General features: G+C 57.2%; 17 protein-coding genes. 7 read left to right on the top strand and 10 right to left on the bottom strand.

Annotated elements, in window-relative coordinates:
* Window positions 1-75: 75 nt before the first annotated feature.
* From ASC97_RS10310 to ASC97_RS10290, 5 genes are all read left to right on the top strand, one after another.
* Window positions 76-942 carry a TauD/TfdA dioxygenase family protein gene (locus tag ASC97_RS10310; RefSeq protein WP_057468261.1) on the top strand — a complete coding sequence of 289 codons (867 nt, stop codon included), beginning with the start codon at window positions 76-78 and terminating at the stop codon, window positions 940-942.
* 27 nt (window positions 943-969) lie between these two features.
* The gene (locus ASC97_RS10305; protein WP_057468260.1) at window positions 970-1,623 is read left to right on the top strand and encodes an RraA family protein; all 654 of its coding nucleotides are present in this window, start codon (window positions 970-972) and stop codon (window positions 1,621-1,623) included.
* Window positions 1,620-2,474, top strand: a complete 855-nt coding sequence (locus ASC97_RS10300) for a carbon-nitrogen hydrolase family protein (RefSeq protein WP_082529956.1) — start codon at window positions 1,620-1,622, stop codon at window positions 2,472-2,474. Before ASC97_RS10305 ends, ASC97_RS10300 begins: the two co-directional genes overlap by 4 nt.
* Before the next feature lie 102 nt (window positions 2,475-2,576).
* Entirely contained in the window at window positions 2,577-3,680 is a 1,104-nt protein-coding gene (locus ASC97_RS10295; RefSeq protein WP_057468259.1) for an ornithine cyclodeaminase, read from the top strand.
* A gap of 10 nt (window positions 3,681-3,690) precedes the next feature.
* On the top strand, window positions 3,691-5,046 hold the full coding sequence (locus tag ASC97_RS10290; RefSeq protein WP_057468258.1) for an MmgE/PrpD family protein: 1,356 nt from the start codon (window positions 3,691-3,693) through the stop codon (window positions 5,044-5,046).
* A 360-nt stretch (window positions 5,047-5,406) separates the two neighbouring features.
* Here the strand turns inward: ASC97_RS10290 and ASC97_RS10280 are convergent, their stop codons facing one another.
* Both ASC97_RS10280 and ASC97_RS10275 read right to left on the bottom strand, forming a co-directional pair.
* Window positions 5,407-6,759: an amidohydrolase family protein gene (locus ASC97_RS10280; RefSeq protein WP_057468256.1), complete on the bottom strand. Its 1,353-nt coding sequence runs from the start codon at window positions 6,757-6,759 to the stop codon at window positions 5,407-5,409.
* Window positions 6,741-7,451, bottom strand: coding sequence for a winged helix-turn-helix transcriptional regulator (locus ASC97_RS10275; RefSeq protein WP_057468255.1), 711 nt, complete (start codon window positions 7,449-7,451; stop codon window positions 6,741-6,743). Before ASC97_RS10275 ends, ASC97_RS10280 begins: the two co-directional genes overlap by 19 nt.
* A 607-nt stretch (window positions 7,452-8,058) precedes the next feature.
* On the opposite strand from ASC97_RS10275, the gene ASC97_RS10270 reads away from it, so the two are divergent.
* Window positions 8,059-8,790, top strand: a complete 732-nt coding sequence (locus ASC97_RS10270; protein WP_244481439.1) for a response regulator transcription factor — start codon at window positions 8,059-8,061, stop codon at window positions 8,788-8,790.
* A gap of 250 nt (window positions 8,791-9,040) precedes the next feature.
* The gene (locus ASC97_RS10265) at window positions 9,041-9,757 is read left to right on the top strand and encodes an autoinducer binding domain-containing protein (RefSeq protein WP_057468254.1); all 717 of its coding nucleotides are present in this window, start codon (window positions 9,041-9,043) and stop codon (window positions 9,755-9,757) included.
* 449 nt (window positions 9,758-10,206) lie between these two features.
* Here ASC97_RS10265 and ASC97_RS10260 read toward each other — a convergent pair whose 3' ends face one another.
* From ASC97_RS10260 to ASC97_RS10225, 8 genes are all read right to left on the bottom strand, one after another.
* Complete coding sequence (locus ASC97_RS10260) at window positions 10,207-10,911, bottom strand: autoinducer binding domain-containing protein (protein ID WP_057468253.1); 705 nt, start codon at window positions 10,909-10,911, stop codon at window positions 10,207-10,209.
* A 247-nt stretch (window positions 10,912-11,158) separates the two neighbouring features.
* Window positions 11,159-12,454 carry an IncP-type conjugal transfer protein TrbI gene (gene trbI / locus ASC97_RS10255; protein WP_057468252.1) on the bottom strand — a complete coding sequence of 432 codons (1,296 nt, stop codon included), beginning with the start codon at window positions 12,452-12,454 and terminating at the stop codon, window positions 11,159-11,161.
* A 10-nt stretch (window positions 12,455-12,464) separates the two neighbouring features.
* Window positions 12,465-12,899, bottom strand: a complete 435-nt coding sequence (gene trbH / locus ASC97_RS10250) for a conjugal transfer protein TrbH (RefSeq protein ID WP_057468251.1) — start codon at window positions 12,897-12,899, stop codon at window positions 12,465-12,467.
* Window positions 12,900-12,902: 3 nt separating this feature from the next.
* Window positions 12,903-13,715 (bottom strand): P-type conjugative transfer protein TrbG, encoded by an 813-nt coding sequence (trbG, locus tag ASC97_RS10245; protein ID WP_057468250.1) that lies wholly within the window; start codon window positions 13,713-13,715, stop codon window positions 12,903-12,905.
* A 19-nt stretch (window positions 13,716-13,734) separates the two neighbouring features.
* On the bottom strand, window positions 13,735-14,403 hold the full coding sequence (locus tag ASC97_RS10240; protein ID WP_057468249.1) for a conjugal transfer protein TrbF: 669 nt from the start codon (window positions 14,401-14,403) through the stop codon (window positions 13,735-13,737).
* Between the two features lie 17 nt (window positions 14,404-14,420).
* Complete coding sequence (trbL, locus tag ASC97_RS10235; RefSeq protein ID WP_057468248.1) at window positions 14,421-15,575, bottom strand: P-type conjugative transfer protein TrbL; 1,155 nt, start codon at window positions 15,573-15,575, stop codon at window positions 14,421-14,423.
* 191 nt (window positions 15,576-15,766) lie between these two features.
* Window positions 15,767-16,570 (bottom strand): P-type conjugative transfer protein TrbJ, encoded by an 804-nt coding sequence (trbJ, locus tag ASC97_RS10230; RefSeq protein WP_057468247.1) that lies wholly within the window; start codon window positions 16,568-16,570, stop codon window positions 15,767-15,769.
* Window positions 16,542-18,995 (bottom strand): conjugal transfer protein TrbE, encoded by a 2,454-nt coding sequence (locus tag ASC97_RS10225; protein ID WP_057468246.1) that lies wholly within the window; start codon window positions 18,993-18,995, stop codon window positions 16,542-16,544. Before ASC97_RS10225 ends, trbJ begins: the two co-directional genes overlap by 29 nt.
* Window positions 18,996-18,997 lie beyond the last annotated feature (2 nt).

The following is an 18,997-nucleotide window of genomic DNA, read 5'->3' as shown; positions in this document are numbered from 1 at the left end:
ATATTGGAGATGAGCCAGCCCCGCACTCTACCATCGATCATGATCTCAACGGAGAGGTCATAACAGGAGATTGAAATGCTTATGAAAGAAAGGCTCAAGGCCGTGCAGCATGCCAGCAATGTGTGCGCCGACATCGAGGGTTTTGACTTCGATCAATACGACAGCCGGGACATAGACGATGTCCGGAAGTACTGGCTTCAATACGGGGTCATTCGCTTCAAGAAGACCCGCATTTCCGATGAACAGCAGGTCAAGTTTTCCCGCCACTTCGGAGAATTTGTCATCCACCCGAAACAGCTTCAGGAGGGAGGCCACCCCGTCCACCCGGAGATCCTGGTCATCAGCAACGCGATGAAAGACGGAAAGCCCAGTGGTGCGATGGGCAACAGTGAGGCCACGTGGCACACGGACACCTGGTTCTACGAAAAACCCCCGGCCGGAGCCATCCTGCGGGCTGTACAAATCCCCCCGTCCGGCGGGGACACGTATTTTCTATCGACGTATATTGCCTATGAAACGCTGCCTGCGGTGTTAAAGACGGCGGTCGAGGGACGACAGATCTTCTTCCAGAATGTGTACGACAAAACGGGTAAATTGCGTCTCGGCAAAGTTGAGCCAAAGAGCCGGGATTTCCGCGAGTGGAGCGGGATTGTGCACCCGCTCGTGCGCACACACGGAGAGACCGGACGCAAGGCACTTTATCTCGGTGGAACCGTAGACGGCGCCTGGATCGTCGGAATGAGCCGTGACGAGAGCGATTCACTTCTTGCCGCGCTGTGGGATCACACCATCAACACCGAGCATGTTTTCGTACAGCAGTGGGACGAAGGCGACATCATGATGTGGGACAATCGTTGCACGATGCATCGCCGCGACTCCTTCGACCCTGCATTTGTGCGCATCATGCATCGCACCACGACATCGGGCGAACGCCCGGTCTGATAAAACATCGCAACGAAGAGCTATCCGATGACAACGTCATATCAAGTGATGGAGCGCCATCCACCCCTGCATCCCGATCTGGTTGAACGCCTGTCATCGATAGAAACGGCAACCATCGGTCACGTCGAGCACCTCGGATTTATTGGAAACAGTATTCTTCCCGTTTTTCCCGCTCGGGTATCAGGCGTTGCCGTGACCGTCGCGGCCCCAGGTCGCGACGGAGCGATCATCTACATGGCGATCGATCAGTTGCTGCCCGGAGATATCCTCCTGATTTCTCGCGTCGATGGTGACGACATAGCCTGCGTCGGAGGTGGGGTCGCGACAGCCGCCAAGGCGAAGGGCGCGGCAGGCATCGTCATCGATGGTCCTTGCACCGACGTCGAGGAGATCGCGCGCGTCGGCTTGCCAGTCTGGTGCCGGGGCGTTTCCGCCAGAACAACCAATCGCCAGTTTTCGGTCGGCGGCTCGCTGAATGTTCCCATTGCATGTGGTCGTGCGGCGGTGCTGCCGGGCTATGCCGTTCTCGCCGATAACGAAGGCGTCTTTGTCGCGGAGCCGTTCCGCATGGCGGATATCGCTGACGCGGCACGGGCGCGGCAGGCGCGCTCGCTTGCCGTCCGATCACACCTCGCGAAGGGCAAGTCCATCTTTGATTTCCGTCAGGAGACCATGTCTTGAAAGTCGCGTTGATTCAGATGAACTCGCAGCCTAACCGCGAGCAAAACCTTCGTCAGGCCAACCGCCTCATGGCCGAGGCCATGGCTGGCGCCCCAGATCTGATCGTATTACCCGAGCATTTCGACTGGATGGGCGGCACGGCCGATGACAAGCGTCAGGCTGCGGATTTCGTCCCCGGGGGTGATGCCTACCGCATGGTCCAGCGATTTTCTAAGGACCATGGCGTTTGGGTGCATGCGGGCAGCCTGATGGAGCGCAGCGGCGACAATGATGTGGTGCACAACACCACCGTGGTTTTCAACTCTCGTGGCGAACATGTGGGGCTCTATCGCAAAATCCATCTTTTCGATATCACTGCACCGAGCGGCGCTGTCTACGCCGAGTCGGATATCGTGACCCCCGGCAACGATTTGCTGATCTATGAACTGAACGGTTACAAAATCGCGTGCGCGATCTGCTACGACCTGCGCTTCTCGCGCCTCTTTGATCGGCTGGCGGAAGAAAATGTAGATCTGTTCATTCTGCCCGCCGCATTTACGCGCCAGACCGGCCGAGCGCACTGGGAAGTCCTTTGCAGGGCTCGGGCGATTGAATACCAAGCCTACTTTCTGGCATGCGGGCAATGCGGCAGCTATCGGACGCCGACCGGTCCGCGTCGAGAGACATTCGGCCGATCGCTTGTCTGCGATCCGTGGGGGTCGGTGATCGCTCGAGCTGGCCGGTATCCGACGGTCCTCCACGCCTCCATAGATCCGCATCGTCTAAGTGAAGTCAGGCGTCTCATCCCTATGTCGCAACATCGGCGATCGATGCGCGACAAGGTGCTTCAGGTTAAGTCTGCCAGGTTCTAGACGCCGGTTCTCGTTTCATCGCCAGAGCTTTGTCAAAGCTTTACCCTGCCGTTTCTCATGATCCGGTACGCTCTGGCAGCAAACTGGAGGAGGACTTGGCAAATGGCTACGGCGAACGAATGGGCAACCGAGGGGGTAAGATTTCTCAGTTGCGAGGCGATGACCGCTGCTGGCGCGGATCTGACCATGGAAGAATTGCTCGGTGCTACCGATGCGGCCTGGCGCGACATCCGACGGGGCGCTGCCTACGGCGGGAAGTCAGTGCTATCGTTGCCGGAACAGAGTTTCTGGGCACTTGCAAGTGTCGCGCCGTTCAAGCGGCAGTTCGAGGATGAGCGGCTTGGGTGGAAACTCTCCTGCCTCTACAGCGTCAATGATCGCTATGGAGGGGTCAAAGTCATTGGTGCCAATGCGTTCAATCGTAATCTCGGACTTCCGAGATCGAGTTCGACAATCCTGCTTCTGGAAAAGCGAACCCTGCGTCTGTTGAGTGTCCTCGACGGAACGCTCCTTTCCGCCCGGCGCACCGGCACCTACGCGACCACCGTCATGGACCAGTTCACTCATGAAAGCGACCGACTGTCGATATTTCTATTTGGAACTGGCCCAATTGCCCGCTCTATCATCGAATGCCTTGATTTCCGCTTCAGGGACAGAATCGAAGAAATCGTTATCCGCGGACGCTCGGATGAAGGCGTCGACAGGCTCCAGGCAGAACTTACAGGTCGCATCGCTATCCCCCTCAGGGTCGTCAACGATAATGCGCATTTAAGCTCGTGCCGGTTCGTCATCACGGCCACGAATTCGCGGCAACCCTTATTCGAGGACCGCGAACTTCATCCGCATGCACTGACGATGCACCTTGGCGGAGACGAGGCGCCGGCGGCGTACCTGCAGCGCGCTCTGAGAACTGGACTTGTGGTTTGCGACGATATGGCATTCGTCTCCCGCCGAAACTCACAGAGCATGGCCCTCCATTTTTCCAGACAGGGCCTTTCTCTGGAGCAGATCGGCCGGCTTATCGGCGTAAGCGAGCTATCATCGCAGGCGGATTGGGACTTAGGTGCGGATCGTCCGATCTGTGTGACATGCGTCGGCCTTCCGATGCTTGACCTTTATGTGGCGCAGGCCTCCTACGAAAAGTACCTCGCGCTTTTGGACAAAGTTCCGCGCCCTGCGGGCGCGGACGACCCGTCCTCAGATTGAGGAGAAGGCCATGTATCTCACGCAAGTGCTCGCGGAACACATTGCCGCCATCGCCTCACACCCACCTCCCGCGGAGGTCCGAGATGTCGCGATGCGCTGTGTCCTTGATCTGATCGGTGCTGCGGTCGCCGGCCACGGCTCGAATGGCGCTACGGCGGCTCGCCAGGCGACCCCGGCAATGTTCGGTGCCGGGAACGCACCAATCTGGCTCAGCGGACGAAAGTCCGCGCCAACAGGCGCAATCATCTGCAACGCGGCGGCGGCCTGCGCCCTCGATATCGATGACGGGCACCGCGCTGCGCGCGGTCATCCAGGCGCAGCCGTGGTCACTACCGCCCTTACCATGGGTGCCCTCCATGGTTGCTCCGATCGGGCCGTTATCGCCGCAATCGTTTCCGGCTACGATATCGGCGTAAGGATCGCTGCCGCACAGAATCCGGAAGGAATCCCGACCAGGCAGTCCGGCCGCTGGGCCTCAATGGCGTCAGCGGCGACGGTTGCAGCTCTTTTGAGAGCCGAGCCGCCCGTTGTCGCTCGGGCACTGTCGATCGCCGGTGTCCTTGCTCCCAATCAACAGGCAAACGGGAGCTCGGGTTATTCAGACCTTTCAGGCAACGACGTCAAGGAAGGTATACCCTTTAGCAGCGCCATTGGCGTCATGGCCGTCGAACTCGCCCTGCACGGCCATAGCGGGCCGGAGGATCTACTAGACCATCCGAAATTCTATGATCCAGAGCGAATACGGGCAGGCTTGGGGGACCGATGGGAAATATCAGAGACTTACTTCAAGCCATATTCGTGTTGCCGCTATATTCATCCCGCGCTCGACCGGTTGTTCGAGCTGGTTGAGCGGCATCAGCTAAAACCGCTGGATGTTGTCGCGGTCGAGGTACAGACATTCGGCTGGGCGTCGAAACTTGGAAACCGGCTTGAACCAGACAACTTGATCGAGGTTCAATATAGCCTCCCTTATTGCATGGCCATTGCCATCGTCGACGGCATGGACGCACTATTGCCGATGACGACCGCCTGCCTTCAGCGGCCCGATTTGGCTGAGCTCGCAAGCAAGGTAACCCTGTCCATCCACCCTGACAGCGAGCGACTATTCCCATCAGAAACACTGGCGCGCGTGGCGATCGAAACAAGAACGGCCCGGTTCATCTCCGATCTGGGCGGACCTCTGGGAGATCCCAGAACACCCCTGCTGTGGCACGGGCTTGAGAACAAGTTTAAGCGTCTGACCGCCGGTACGATTGCCGCTTCAAAACAGCAGGAACTCCTCGACGCGGTGCTGGCGCTCGCAGACGGAGACGAAAAGCCACTTTTTCGTGAAATTGCTAAAAATGACGGTTGCGATGTGGGGTAGCAGTAGACTTGTGGGCCCGGCATGCCGGCGGTCTTCGATTGCGGAAAGAAGTCATCCGACTGTCTCCGGAGGAGCCCCCGAGCGGCAGAACAGGAATTGCCGCAACGTATCGAGGCGTGCGTCCAAAAAATGGCAGATGGTAAGCCGGACACCTCCATGTTCTGCGACTTGATCAAGGGGCATCTTCGAAAAAAGGTGAAATGCTCCCCGCTCTTCGAGAAGCCGGCCGAGTGGAGCTCAGACATTCGGCGGCTGCCCTATCAGTCAGTGACTCGCTAATCTATCTAGCTTGGAGGGTGAAAAAGGAGTGCCCATTCAGCGTCAGCCGGAAGGTGCAAACGCGCCGGTCCTTTGAGGACGCTACTGCGCGGCGGCACCATTGAATATGACCAGACGCCCTTGGATGATAAGGTGTCGAACGCGGCTGAGATTGTGGTTTTCGACCACGGCAATATCAGCGCGCTTGCCGGCCAACAGCAGACCACGGTCGCCTGCCAATTCGGGAAATACGTGTGCGACATTGCCGGTTGCAAGCGCAATAGCCTTGGGCAACGTCAGCATCTGCCGACGCACGATGCGTTGGATCGCCGCCAGTATACTGTCCCAGTCGCTGCCAGCAAAGTCGGTAGAAAGCGTATCGACAAGTCCTTCCTCGATCAGACAATCAAAGTTTGTTGGATCATTGCGCCAGCGTGTCGAAATGCAGTCCAGTGTAGAGACATCGATCGCGACGCCGCGTTTGCGCAGCTCCCGAGCATAAAACACACATTCTTCGGGACTAAACGACGGATGATTGGCATGAGCGGCCACAATTCGGGCGTTGGCGTGCTTTTCAGCCAAACGGATCAGTGTTTGGCCGGTCGGGAGGGCGTGGTGGAATATTCCTGGCAATCCATATTGCTCACAGGCTGCGGCAATCTCTGCCAGACCTTGCAAGGACAGGGAAACAGGAGGCATGACTGCTTTCTCGATTAGGCTGATGACGTCCTGCGTGCTGATATATTCAGCCAATCCACATGCGACCAGCAACTTCGGGATATCCGTGTGCCTTGTTCCCTCCCCATCAAGCGAACGCCCAAGCACGGCTTCCTTCAGCGCACGTGCCCATTTTGGCAGAATTTCTTGTCCGGTCGCAGCAAGGATGGCCTGCGGGATAAAGCGATAGTCCTGGGCACCTCCCCCCAGCGTCTGTCCTCCTCCAGCCTCACCGAGCGCCTTGGCGCCTCGTCCGATCATCGCCTCTATTGTCGCGGCGCGGTGGTGAGTTGTCAGTCCCTCGCCGTCAATTGCCAACGCCGCACCAATATTGCTGGGCGTATGCGCTGTCGTCACGTGAACGTCGAGCGGGTGTCGGGTTTTCGGATCAGGATCGATTTCGGAAGGAAGCGCCAGACCGCATACGTTGAGAAGCGTTGTCGTGCCGGAAAATAGATGGCGGTTGCGAAAATATTCGACGTCATTTTCCGCAAATGATCGCGAACCGCTCGGCATCGATGGGCCGAAGGCGCAGCCATGAGCATGAGCGTTAATGATGCCTGGAATGATCGTGTATCCCGTTGCGTCGATGGCAACGGTGTCAGAAGTGGTTGCCGCCGTTCCTGCAGCCACCTCAGTGATCAGACCGCCACGGATCCGTACACTTCCCGGTTCCAGTACGGTCGAACCATCGCCAGGCACGACCCGGCCGTTTGCTATCAGGATCTCGTGCGGCATGGCGGTGAGCCCCTTGGTTCCAATTCTCGCTCGCTTGTCGTCTGCAATCCGTAGCCGATGCCGCGAACACATCGGATTGGATCGGGAGCCCCCTTGGTGGCGAGGTAATGGCGCAGCCTGCCGACGTGGACGTTCACGGTTCGGAGGTCTACGAAGATGCCGGATGGCCAAGAGCTTTTGATGATTTCGTGACGCTCAAACACCCGGTCTGGATGAGATAGGAATTGCTGGAGAATCGCAAACTCGATCTTGGGAAGGTATACCGGATAGGTGGCTCTCCACACGCGCCGGGCCGACACGTCCATTTCGATGTCTCCGTGCAACAGCCGCTGGACAGTTCCCGTATATGTGAGTGCGTGTAGCAAAAGCATCGGGGGTACAGGCCGGATGAGAACCTCGTCGGCTCCTCCGTTCAGAAAGGCAAGTCCCTGGGCATGCGCCCTCGGATCGAGGAGCGCTACGGTTCGGATCTTGTATTGTGGTTTAAAACCGACGATCTGTTCGCAGATGTGAAGCGCCCTAGGCGTGCGCCCGTCTATCAGCAGGGCGCACACACCCTCGGCACGAGAGGCGGCAACAATGTTATCGGGCCGCGATTGGATGCTTGCCACAAAGCCCGCATGTTCGAGAATGTGGCGCACGATAAAGCACAGATCTCCGTCCCCGGAGCCGATGACGATCGTCGGTCTCATGGCTGAAAATGTCGCTCTCGATGATTTTCGTTCTTCTACAATCTCACGCGATAAGGATGATATCAAACGATCAATCGCGCCGGATCATTAAGAAATGTTTCGCGCAAAGCGGCCTGGTCGTGTGCTGCGAACGCTTACGACGGAGCTAAACCCACGAGGCAATCGAAGTGTTATGGCCATTCATATTGGCCGGGAATGAATGAGGGCCTCATCGAATTGGCAATTTAGTCCAGCCTGGAGGCATCATGGGACTGCCCCTAATCGGAGATCGTCATGTGCATCCAGCCGCCAAAATCCGAGACCTCGGATTCCCCTCTCCTCTCCCGCCGCGATGCTGAGAATGGAACATCGCGTTCGTCGTCGTGCCTGAAATGCTGCAGCATCGCTTGTCCTCGTCGCCTAGCTGCCGCCGCCGGTGTGCAAAATACCTCCCTGGCCGGAAAGGACGCGACTGCTACGGTGAGGTAGATCCATCACGGCCTGGGGGTCGGATTGATCGATAGGGTTTGAGGAAACGCACCGACAAATATGACAGTTGGCATGAGAGCATTCGTAGCAATTAGATGTTGCTTGAAGTGGCTGGCTGGAGAATTGTCGGATTTTCAACTTGGTATCCAATCTAGCAGACGCCGATCGTCGTCCCAGAATGATCATTGGAGCCCGTGGCGGCATCGATGATTTTTCGTTGTGCGCGGCAATCGAGCAGGCAGGCATGAGCGCGACGGTCGCAAATTCGACACTTCAAGTGCGCCGACTGCTCTACCGGCGATGTTACCATCTGGTGATTGTCGATGCGGTCGTCGCACCGGAAGAGGCGATCAGGTTCTGTGATCAGCTCCGTGACAGAGAAATGGTTCCGATCCTTCTGATCGTTCCGCCCTGTCATCCCGACCTCATTGTCTCCGCCTTCGACGCGGGCGCTGATGATTGCATGTCGCTGCCTCTCTCGCTTCCGGAATTGTTGGCAAGGATCAGAAACCTACTAAGGGGAGCGTTCCACTCCACAATCCGCCCGCGGGTATTAGAGCTGACCTTCGCGCAGTTCCGTCTGAATCTCCCCGAGCGCGCTCTGTGGACCGCGAATGGCGAAATGATCAGACTGACCGCGGCGGAGTTCGACTTGCTATTGACATTCTGCCGCAATCCAGGCCGGCTCTTGAGCAGGGATGAATTGCTGGCATCGACTCACACAGGCATCGCAGGGCCAGTCACACGTTCCATTGACGTTCACATCAGCCGTTTGCGACGGAAAATCGAAGAGGATCCTCAACAGCCGTCCCTCGTCAAGACGGTGAGGCTCGGCGGATACATGTTGGCCGCCGAAGTGACCGCACGCTGATCTTTAAGGACGTACCCCGCCAGCATAAGCAGCCCGGTGCGTGAAACGATCGGTTTGTTGTCACCGTCAAACGGTTTCCGTTGTGGGGCCAATGGCACTAGGACACAGCGTACGCGCTCTGATACATTTGTCGAGCAGAGCGACTTTGCGGTCGTCGCGCCAAGCGTCGTGCGTCAATTCATATCGGTAATGACCGGCTAAACTTCGGTCCGGCGGCTTACTTTTGCGTTCATAGGGAGCTTGCAAGCGAATGCATCTGCGAACCCTGTTGGGTGAATTGATCGATTCAACTTTTTTTCTATCGACCGGTGATGCATTGAAAGAAGCGCTGGTAAGAATTGCCGCTCGCCACGATTTTGAACGCTTTGCATATCTCAGCCTCGAGGCGACAAGCGCAAGGAGCTTCGCCGTTTCCAATTATCCTGAGGAATGGCAGTCGCTGTATTTTCGTCGCCACTATATGGTTGTCGATCCCGTCGTGACGATCGGCAAACGTATTATGCATATCTTCCACTGGTGCGCCGATGAACACAGACGGCGAGCCACGAAGGACGAGCGTGGCTTTTGGAATGCTGCATCTGCCTTCGATATCAGGGCTGGTGTGACGGTGCCGGTAAGGGGTCCTTTCGGACAAGTGGCGATGCTGACATTTGCATCCGCTAACGGTCTACGCGCTAAAGAGTTCAACGTTTCGGAATGCGTCGCCGCCACGACCGCAGTCGCCTATCTGAACTCTCGTTATTGCACGATGAGACCATCAACAATGTTACCAAGGCCCGTACTTTCCGATCGCGAAATATTATGTCTTCGTTGGATTGCGGCGGGAAAGACAATGTCTGACATCGCACAGCTCTCAGGTTTAACATATCGTACCGTCCGATGGGACCTGGACAACGTGCGCGCCAAACTCAATGTGAAGAATATCAAGCAGGCGCTGGTGCTCGCTTTGGAACTAGGAATGCTATGAACCGATACCTTCAAAGAGCAAAGCCAATGGACGACGATGGCACCTGGTCCGAGCGAGGTGCGTGTGCATGTGAGCTCGCGTTCCCCGCCCATGCACGCCCAGCCGATTGTATTAGGCAACGTGGGAAGAGATGGCAGATCGTTCTGGCCGAAGCGCTCGCTATCGGTGCGACAATTCGGAAATTCAGGCAGTGTGACGTTGCTTGGGCAATTTCCATGGCGCGCAAAAAACAGACTTCAGGCCCTGGTTTCCGCGATTATCGTACATCGCATGCCTACTTGTGGCCGAACCGGGCTAGTAGATACATGCAGAATCGTCTCCACCCTGCGCGAGCTGCCAGACGCTACGGAACACGTTATGCGCCCAGGAAGATCGCTCGTACAGCATAGGGAAATGTCAGACCTTCTCGATGAGGCGGCTTCGTTTCAGATTTTGGCGAGGGCTAGAGTTCAGACAAGACCACGATCCTTGGCAATCGCAACGAGTTGCGGGAGGGTCTGGGCATCAAGCTTCTGGCGCGCACTGTCAAGATAATGCTGCACAGTCCGCGGGTTGATGCCGGTAAGCATGGCAGTTTCCGCTGCAGTCTTGCCCTTGATCGCCCACATCAAGCAAGTGGTCTCACGCGGAGACAACATTTGCTTGACCGTGATCGCCGTCGTCGCCGAAATCATTTTTAGCCGGTAGTGAACCGACAGCACCACTTGAAGCGCTTTTCTGAGGCCAAGCATGGCTAAATTGTCAGGCTTCCTTTCAGACGATGCAAAAGTCAGCAGCATCATGGAACCGAAACTTCCTTCAACCGGAATGGTCACACCGCAGCGGATACCGTGGTCGATTGCCTCGTCGCGAAAACGCCGAAGCGGCGACGTCCCGCGGGCCGGCCAATCATCCGCAAGCCAGGAGAACATTTCACGTTTGCGCTTCGCTTCGGTGATGACAGGATCGATGCACGAGTACTGGCGACAGAGATAGATATGCTGCCAGGGATCAGGATAGGAGTTGAAGGTCTTGATGTTGAGACCTTCCGTTTGCACGTATGCAAACAGGTCATAGCCCCATGAGTGTCCAAAGGATCGAAGGATGCTTTTGATTGAATGTTCGGTTTGGGCGGCTTCCAATGCATCAATAAGTAAGCGAAGGTCTGCATCCATGCCAGTTCCCCAATTTATGAAGTTCGGCACCTCCGGAACAAACTAGTCCCGACCTCGATGGCGCCAGCAGGTGTCGGTTACAATTAGAGGCTGTGGACATTGGTACAACTATAAGTATTGTATGGTTTTTAGAAAGGCTCGATACGTGCGCCGTTCTAATACAGTGACGAGACAGAAAGCTTTCGCAAAAATACTGTTTTTACAGGAGCGCGGAAGACGTGTGCGCGGCGTGTCTGCTCGTTTGACTTCACTTGTAGGCGCCAGTAAAAACGATGTCTTGGTCAACAAGAATATTGAACTTGTAACCTGGACGAATTCGAACAGTCGGCTGTACGTTGAGGTTCTTGGAAATTGTCTGCTCCGCCGCCCGCCCGAAAGACTCAGCGAAGTTTCGTCGTGCAGCGTCCGATGCGCTGTCTTGCGTTGCAAGCGTCGCGCTCTCCGGTATGGAGAGGTCGATCCCGGTGCCGATCAAGGCAACGAGCGCCGCGGATCCAAAAGTGCGCCAAAGGTGCCGGTCGACCTTGTCTTGAAAACCGCCATACCCTTGGGAATCTGTCCCGGCCATGCCGCCAAGCTGTAGTGTGGAGCCGTTCGGATAGATCAAGTCAGTCCAAACCACAAGGACGCGTTCCTGGCCGAAGGACACCTTGGAATCATATCGCCCGAAAAGCTTGGCACCTTGCGGAATGAGGAGGCGGTAGCCGGTGGCACTGTCGTAGACGTTCTGGCTGACCTGCGCGATGATGCGGCCAGGAAGATCGGAGTTGAGGCCGGTGATCAACGTTGCGGGGACGACCGATCCGCGCTTTAGTTGGTACTGTGACATCTGCGGTACGACCTGATTTGGCAGGTAACCGAGATCTTTGATGTCCTGATTGAAGAAGTTCTCCTTCGCGATCTGCCCGTTTGCATCCACATTCTGGCCCATCATTCCGGCCTTCAATGCAGTCGCATATAGATCGGAGGCATTGTCGGCACGATGGTTCGCGAGCTGGTTGTCGTCGGCAGTCGTCTTCACCTCGGCACGCGAGGCGTCCGCAATGTCGACCTTCAAGGGCGAGTCGAGCGCTGTTGCGCGTGCCTGAAGGCGTGCCATCCGCTGGCGCTGCGCCTCCCGGAGGTATTGCTCGTCCTGGTCTCGTCGCACCCTTGCCATCCACTCCGCTTCCGACTCCAGGCTTGGCTGCGGAACGTCTCTTTTTGCTCGCCCGCGCTCGATCAATGGTTCTTCATTTTCAGACTTTTCCGAAACGGGTGCACGTGGCGGAAACGCGTCCTTCTCTTCCGGCTCGCCTATGATCCCATCGGAAACACCCCGCTTCAGCTGGTCCCCGAAGTTGGTCGCCGGCGGGTTCGACAGGTTATCAAGATCGTTGCGATGACTGAAGGTGAGGCCACGCCATGACAATCCTATCACCACGACGCCCAGGAAGGTTGCGATGATGATAATAACGATGACAATTGGCAGGCGGTTGATCCTGCGCATTCCTTGTTGATCGGCGCTACGGCTGGACATACCGAGCTGAAGCGACTGTGCCATGTTATCCACCTCAGTTTCGCCGCATGATCGAAAGCGGGCTTGCCGGCGTCGCACCTGATGTCGTCGGAATATAGGCGCGAGCGAGTGTGACGGAGGAGGTCGCCAGCTGTGCCAGAACTTGGCCATCGCTGTTGTCGATCGACCAGGCGAGCTCCATCGGTTTTGGGTCCTCAGCAGTTTTCCTGTCGGTGACGACAAGATACCCCCATCCTTTGAGCGCCGCCTCAAGCGCACCGGCGTACTCAGAGGTGTCTTTGTTGATCTTGAGCGTCCTCGTAGGTGAGGCACTGACATATTCAGCAAAACGGCTCGCCATATCTCCGGCGATCGCACTTGCGGCCAGTCCAGTGACCGAAACCTGGTTGGATTTCGTCGGGATGGAGTTCGCTGTCTGGCACCCGGCAGGAAGCGCTGCCGTCAGCAGAAGCGCGGCAAGCTTGAGCATGTGTCAGCCTCCCCGCCGGATGGTGATCTTTTGTTGTCGCCAACCTACACCGGACAAAAGGATCGCCGTGTCGATTGCATAATCGACGATCATCATATCGTTTTTCATTCGATAATTGACGATCCGGTTCTGCCCACCACCGGACACGAAGAGCACCGGGGCGTCCTGCCCGGAGAGTGACCGCGGGAACTGGATGTAGGTTTTGACGCCGTCGGAGTAGACCCGCTTCGGGCGCCAGGAGGCGCTCCCGCTCATCGAATAGGAAAAATTCAGCCTGTCGGGCGCCGCAGCAGGTAGACCGCCTGCATCGAGGCGAGCGTTGATGTCGGTGAGCTTGGTCGACACATCCTCGGGGTATTCGAACCCGACGCGAGCCATGTATTGGCTTGGATGCGACTTGAGCTGGAAGTGATAGGTGCGGCGAGAGGTCGTCACCACCATCGAGGTGATCAGGCCCGGCTCCGACGGCTTGAGGATCAGGTGAATTGCTTGTCCACCGGTCGCGCCAGAGGTGGCAGGCTCAACCTTCCAGCGTACGGTGTCGCCGACGAGGACGTCACGGACTATTTCTCCGCCCTGCAATTCGATGTCGCAGACCTGCAATGGTGAACAAACGACCGATGGCTGCATTTCTCCGAACAAAAAGATCACCTTCCCATCCGGCCCTCTTGTGACGACGCCCGCCGTCCCCCGCCATTTCCCAGAAATATTGGTCCCCTTGACCTCGCTTTCGCTCATGCTTTGCGCCAAGACGCCGGTCACGAAGACGAGTCCGGCCATGCAGCCGGTGGCCACGGTCATTCCCATTCTACGCATGTGACTAATCTCCTGCCCTTTAAAGCTGTGCCGTCCAGTCGAAATCGCGCACGTAGAGACCGATCGGATTGAGGCGGATGATCGCCTCGTCCTGCGGTGCAGTAAGCGTGACCGTTGCAATGCCCCGGAAACGCTGCGTTCCGGTTTCCTTGCCCCGGCGATCGCGCTCGTACTCGGTCCAGTCAATCTGATAGGTCTGCTTCGAAAGCGCCACGATGTTGTTGACCGCAATCGCAACCGTCAAAGACTTCGCCTTCTCGAATGGCGAATTGCCGCGGAACCAGGCGTTAACCTTCTCAGTCGACGGATCGGATGTTCTAAGAAGAGCATAAGTGCGGTCAATATATTGCTTCTGAACGACCGCATCCGGCGTGATCGCTCGGAAGCTGGTGACAAAATTCCCAAGTGCAGCACGGACGACCCGCGCATCGGCATACTCAATCTGCTCCGGAAAACCGACCGTTACAGACGTGCCGAGTTTGTCGACCTCGATAATATAAGGTACCAGCTTGACCTGCGTGCTGAGATACATGGCGTAGACAAAGCCAATCACGGCCATGGCGAGGCCAAGAATGCCGACGATGCGCCAGGCTCGTGCGGCTTGCACGTAGGAGCCATAGCGCTCGCTCCATTCTTGACGGGCGGCAAGGTAGGGATTTTCGGGGACGCGGTTCCTGTTCGAGGCCATCGTTTCTACCTCTCTCACTATTGTTGTTCATTGCGTTCGAGAGGTGCGTTGCGCGTCCGTTCACCGCGGCGGCTCTGGTCCAATTTGGCATTGGCCAGACCGAGAATCGAACCGGCATAGGCGCCAGGCGAACCAATTGCCTTTTCCTTGGCTGCGGAACCTGCTGCTTTGCTGGCGGAACCTACGCCGGCTCCGATGCCGCGCAGTGCGGCGGCGGTCAGCGAAGAGCCCGCCGCACGTGCGGCTTGGCCGGTGGCGAAACCCGCGCGCGCTGCTCCGGCTGCAAGGAAAGCGCCGCCTGCGGTAAAGGACGCCGCTTGACTGCCATGACGAATGGCCTCCATCCCGCCCGAGACGGACGCCCCTTGCACGACGCCCTGAATGATGTTCGGCACATACATTGCGATGATGAAGACGACAACGGAGACGCCGGCGATCGAAAGGCTGGTCACGAACTGCTGCTCTGTCGCAACAGGTGTCCCGGCGAGGCCGATTAGAACCTGAGAGCCTATTTTGGCGATCATCACCAAAGCCATCAGCTTCATTCCAACCGAAAAGGCATACACCAGGTAACGCACCGAAAAATCCTTGGTGAACGAGGATCCACCGAGGCCAAGCATAATCATGCCGGCAAGCAAACCAACATACATTTCGACCATTACGGAAATGAAGATGGCTGCGACGAGTGAGAAACAGATGACCACAACGACCATCGCAAAGACCGCTGCGATGGCCATCGAATTATCCTCGAACAGTCCGAACTGGACCTGTTCGGACATTTTGCTGGCGACTTCGATGCCGGCATCGAATATCGCGGCAGGCGAGGCCGAACCGCCGCCTGCGCCAATCTGAAAGAGACTGTCGACAATTGCTCTTGCAAAGCTCGGGCCTTGGGCGAGAACAAACGCAAAGAACCCGATAAACATGATCCTTCGCACCAATTCTGCGAACCAGCTGTCGAGCGATGCCGCCTGGATTGCAAGCCACACGGCTGCAATGCCAATTTCGATTCCGGCGAGGATCCAAAACAGGGATCTGGCGGCATCACTGACTGCCGCTTCCCACCCCGTTGCGGCGATGGACACCTGATTTTCGAGTTCCGTCAGAACTTGTCCCTGCTGTGCGATAGCTTGACTGGCAAGCGCAGTCCATAGGAACGCTGCAATGCCCATGGTGCGCCGCAGCTCTACCCATCTCGTCTGGACTCCGTTTTGGTGGTCCCCCGTCAAGCCCCGCCTGAGGCGATCTCGACCGTTTTGTGCGTTTTTAGCCGACTTCGCGGCATGGACGGTGGGACGTTCGAACAGGGAGCAACCTGTTCGGACCGGGAACGATCCTGTGGCGAGCACCGATGCGATACCTGTTACCATCGGGGCTCCATCATCTGACCCTCGGGAATTCCCCTGTTGGCGGGCGCAAAGAACTTCTCTCGCCGTGCCTGCGCCAGATCCTTGTCTGTCTGTTCGGTCTGGAGCCACGTGCCCACCATGGTCAATTGCTGGGAAACCAACCCCCGCAGCTTTTGCATCTGTGCTACCTGTTGGGCTGCGATCTGATGTCCTACCTGCAGAGCCTTCATCTGGCCGTCAGCGGTTTCCGACATGCTTCGAAGCGACGACATGGTCGACTCTTCATTATCGAACTGGTTCGCCGTGAGGCTCGCGGCCCTCAACGTGCTCGCGATTGTGTCACGGTTCGTATCCGACCAGGTCTGGTAGGTTGACGAAAACGTCGCATTGCCCGGCAGATTGGTCCTGAAACTTGAATAGCTTTGGAAACGCTGCTGCAGGACGTCGTCCGCGTTTCCCATTGAAAAGGCGATGCCCTGTCCCCGATCAACGATGTCGCGAAGCTGATTGAGGTCGTCTTCGACCTGTCCCCAGATTTGCTTTGGAAGCTGTGCGGTGTTCTGGAGCATGTTTTGGTAGATTTTCAGCTGGTTCTGGATCTCCTCTGCCAGCTGGCCGATTTGCGTGAGTTGATTGTCGACCTGCAGACCTGAGCCTTTCAGAAGATCGACGAGCTGAGCATTGTTGGCGAGTTGTGTCCATTCGGTCGCAGCACCCGTTGCCGTACCTGCCTGAACCGGCCACGAGGGCCCGATGGCTAGGGCCGCGACCGCAAAGTTAGCAAACCATCTATTCATCCCGAAGCAGTGACGCGGCATCAAGGACCCCTCTCGTTTCCAGCCAATGAATCGGCCAGTTTTGACCATGCTCGGATTTCAGCGCGCGTATTCTCTTGAGATCTTGCCTGCCAGATGCCCCAACAAAACTGAGGGTAATTGGTCCGAGCGACATGTCGAAGAGGCGCCTGCCTTCAGGCGTGGCGACGTAGTATTCGCGTTTGGGGATCGCATTGGACACGATCTCGATTTGGCGTTCGCTGAAACCGATCCGCTCGTAAAACTCCCGCGTTCCGGGCTCCCGGGCGGCCCCGTTCGGAAGGCAGATTTTTGTCGGACATGACTCTTTGAGTACGTCGATAATGCCGGAGCGCTCTGCGTCGGAGAGCGATTGCGTTGCCAGTATGACAGCGCAGTTGGCCTTGCGCAGCACTTTCAGCCATTCACGGATCTTGCCGCGGAACACTGGATTGCCAAGCATCAGCCAAGCTTCATCCAGAATGATCAGGCTCGGCGATCCGTCGAGGCGCTTTTCGATCCGGTGGAAAAGGTAGGTGAGAACGGGCACGAGATTGCGCTCGCCCATGTTCATGAGCTGATCTATCTCGAACGTCTGAAATGCGCTGAGGGAAAGGCCATCTTCCTCCGCGTCAAGAAGATGGCCCATTGGACCATCAACGGTGTAATGATGCAGCGCATCCTTGATTTCACGCATTTGCACGCCGCTGACGAAGTCCGACAGGGATCGGCCGGACGCTGCCGCCATCAATGCGACCTGGCGGGAAACGGCATTTCTGTGATCGGGCGTGATCGGCACTCCCTGCAGCGCAACGAGCATTTCGATCCACTCGGTCGCCCAGGCCAGATCTTCGTCGGTCGACAGGTCGGACAAAGGGCAGAACGCGAGCGCCCTCCCCCGCTCTTGTTCGCCGCCTACCTCGTGGTGGTCACCGCCGCAAGCCAAGGTCAGCGGCATGAGCGAATTGCCTTTGTCGAATGCGAAAATCTGTGCGAACTCGTATCGCCTGAACTGTGCCGCGATCAGCGCCAGCAGCGTTGACTTGCCCGATCCGGTGGGACCAAAGATCAGCGTGTGCCCGACATCATCGACATGAAGGTTCAATCGAAACGGTGTCGAGCCACTCGCAACCTGTATGAGAGGCGGCGAATTTTCCGGGTAGAAGGGGCACGACGCCATTGGATTGCCTGACCAGACCGAATTCAGCGGAACGAGGTCGGCAAGATTGCTCGTATTGATGAGCGGCTCGCGAATGTTGCAGTACCAGTTGCCCGGTAGACTTCCAAGAAACGCATCTGTCGCATTGAGTGTCTCGATCCTGGCGCCGAAGCCTTCGGCCTGCACCAGCCGGCGGATCGCCTCTGCCTTTTCTTGCAATGCCTGTCGATCGTCGTCAAAGAGAACAACAACTGGCGTATAGTAGCCATAAGCAACCAGCTGCGACGACGCTTGGGCAATGGCATCTTCCGTTTCGGCAACCATGCTCATGGCATCCTGATCGATCGAGCGGCTTTGCGTCTGGAACAGCTGGTCGAAGAAAGGGCGGACCTTTTGCTGCCACTTCTTGCGAGTGCGCTCAAGCTTCTGGCGCGCCTCCTCGGCATCCATGAAGATGAAGCGGGATGACCAGCGATAGGTCAGAGCTAACGAATCCAGACCGTTCAATATGCCGGGCCAGCTCTCAGCCGGCAGACCGTCAATTGCCACCACGCCGAGAAAGCGGCCTTCGATCTTCGGCGTCAGCCCATGCTCGAGCTCGGCGGTGGCGAGCCAGTCTAGGTACATCGGAACGTCCGGCAGCCGGATTGGATGGTTGTCACCGGTAATACAAAAGCGGACGAACTGCAAAAGCTCGTCGTAACGAGCGGTCCGCTCACCATCTCGTTCGGAAATCTCGCGTGTCTCCATGCGCACGATCGACAGGGCATTGGCGAGATACTGCTCAATTTCACGAACCGCGTTCTTGAAGCTGAAGAGAACCGTGTCCGCATAGGACCTCTTGCGGCTTTCTTCGTCGGAATACATGTACTTGCTGAGCGCAGTCTTTTTGGATTCCAACGGCCGGTAGGTGAGAAGGAGGGCATGCTTGCTTTCGAAGTGGCCCTGCTCACGGCAGAAATGTGCACGGCGCTCGGCGTCGATCGCTCGCGTGACTGGATCCGGAAAATGGCAACGTTCTTTCGAGGGGTAGTCCAACGTTGGGAGCCTGATGGCCTCGACCTGGATGATCCATCCGCTGCCAAGCCGCGAGAGTATCGCGTTGATCTGCCGGGAGAGCTCATTGCGCTCGATATCGGTGGCGCTTTCGCAGTCGGGACCCGCAAAGTACCAGCCAGCCATCAGGCTACCATCCTTCAGGAGCAACACTCCATCGTCGACCAATCCGGCATAGGGAACTAGATCGGAAAAGGAGGGGCCGGTGGCCCGGAAGCGTTTGAGTGCAATCATCT

Source organism: Rhizobium sp. Root1203 (genome assembly GCF_001424945.1).
Lineage (GTDB): Bacteria > Pseudomonadota > Alphaproteobacteria > Rhizobiales > Rhizobiaceae > Rhizobium.
Note: the sequence above shows the minus strand (reverse complement) of the source record. Positions and strands in the feature narration are given on the sequence as shown.

Bases quoted from the DNA above. Each gene is read 5' to 3' on its own strand.
- ASC97_RS10310 (WP_057468261.1), top strand. From the start codon at position 76: ATGCTTATGAAAGAAAGGCTCAAGGCCGTGCAGCATGCCAGCAATGTG.
- ASC97_RS10305 (WP_057468260.1), top strand. From the start codon at position 970: ATGACAACGTCATATCAAGTGATGGAGCGCCATCCACCCCTGCATCCC.
- ASC97_RS10295 (WP_057468259.1), top strand. From the start codon at position 2,577: ATGGCTACGGCGAACGAATGGGCAACCGAGGGGGTAAGATTTCTCAGT.
- ASC97_RS10290 (WP_057468258.1), top strand. From the start codon at position 3,691: ATGTATCTCACGCAAGTGCTCGCGGAACACATTGCCGCCATCGCCTCA.
- ASC97_RS10280 (WP_057468256.1), bottom strand. From the start codon at position 6,759: ATGCCGCACGAGATCCTGATAGCAAACGGCCGGGTCGTGCCTGGCGAT.
- ASC97_RS10275 (WP_057468255.1), bottom strand. From the start codon at position 7,451: ATGAGACCGACGATCGTCATCGGCTCCGGGGACGGAGATCTGTGCTTT.
- ASC97_RS10265 (WP_057468254.1), top strand. From the start codon at position 9,041: ATGCATCTGCGAACCCTGTTGGGTGAATTGATCGATTCAACTTTTTTT.
- ASC97_RS10260 (WP_057468253.1), bottom strand. From the start codon at position 10,911: ATGGATGCAGACCTTCGCTTACTTATTGATGCATTGGAAGCCGCCCAA.
- trbI (WP_057468252.1), bottom strand. From the start codon at position 12,454: ATGGCACAGTCGCTTCAGCTCGGTATGTCCAGCCGTAGCGCCGATCAA.
- trbH (WP_057468251.1), bottom strand. From the start codon at position 12,899: ATGCTCAAGCTTGCCGCGCTTCTGCTGACGGCAGCGCTTCCTGCCGGG.
- trbG (WP_057468250.1), bottom strand. From the start codon at position 13,715: ATGCGTAGAATGGGAATGACCGTGGCCACCGGCTGCATGGCCGGACTC.
- ASC97_RS10240 (WP_057468249.1), bottom strand. From the start codon at position 14,403: ATGGCCTCGAACAGGAACCGCGTCCCCGAAAATCCCTACCTTGCCGCC.
- trbL (WP_057468248.1), bottom strand. From the start codon at position 15,575: ATGGGCATTGCAGCGTTCCTATGGACTGCGCTTGCCAGTCAAGCTATC.
- trbJ (WP_057468247.1), bottom strand. From the start codon at position 16,570: ATGCCGCGTCACTGCTTCGGGATGAATAGATGGTTTGCTAACTTTGCG.
- ASC97_RS10225 (WP_057468246.1), bottom strand. From the start codon at position 18,995: ATGATTGCACTCAAACGCTTCCGGGCCACCGGCCCCTCCTTTTCCGAT.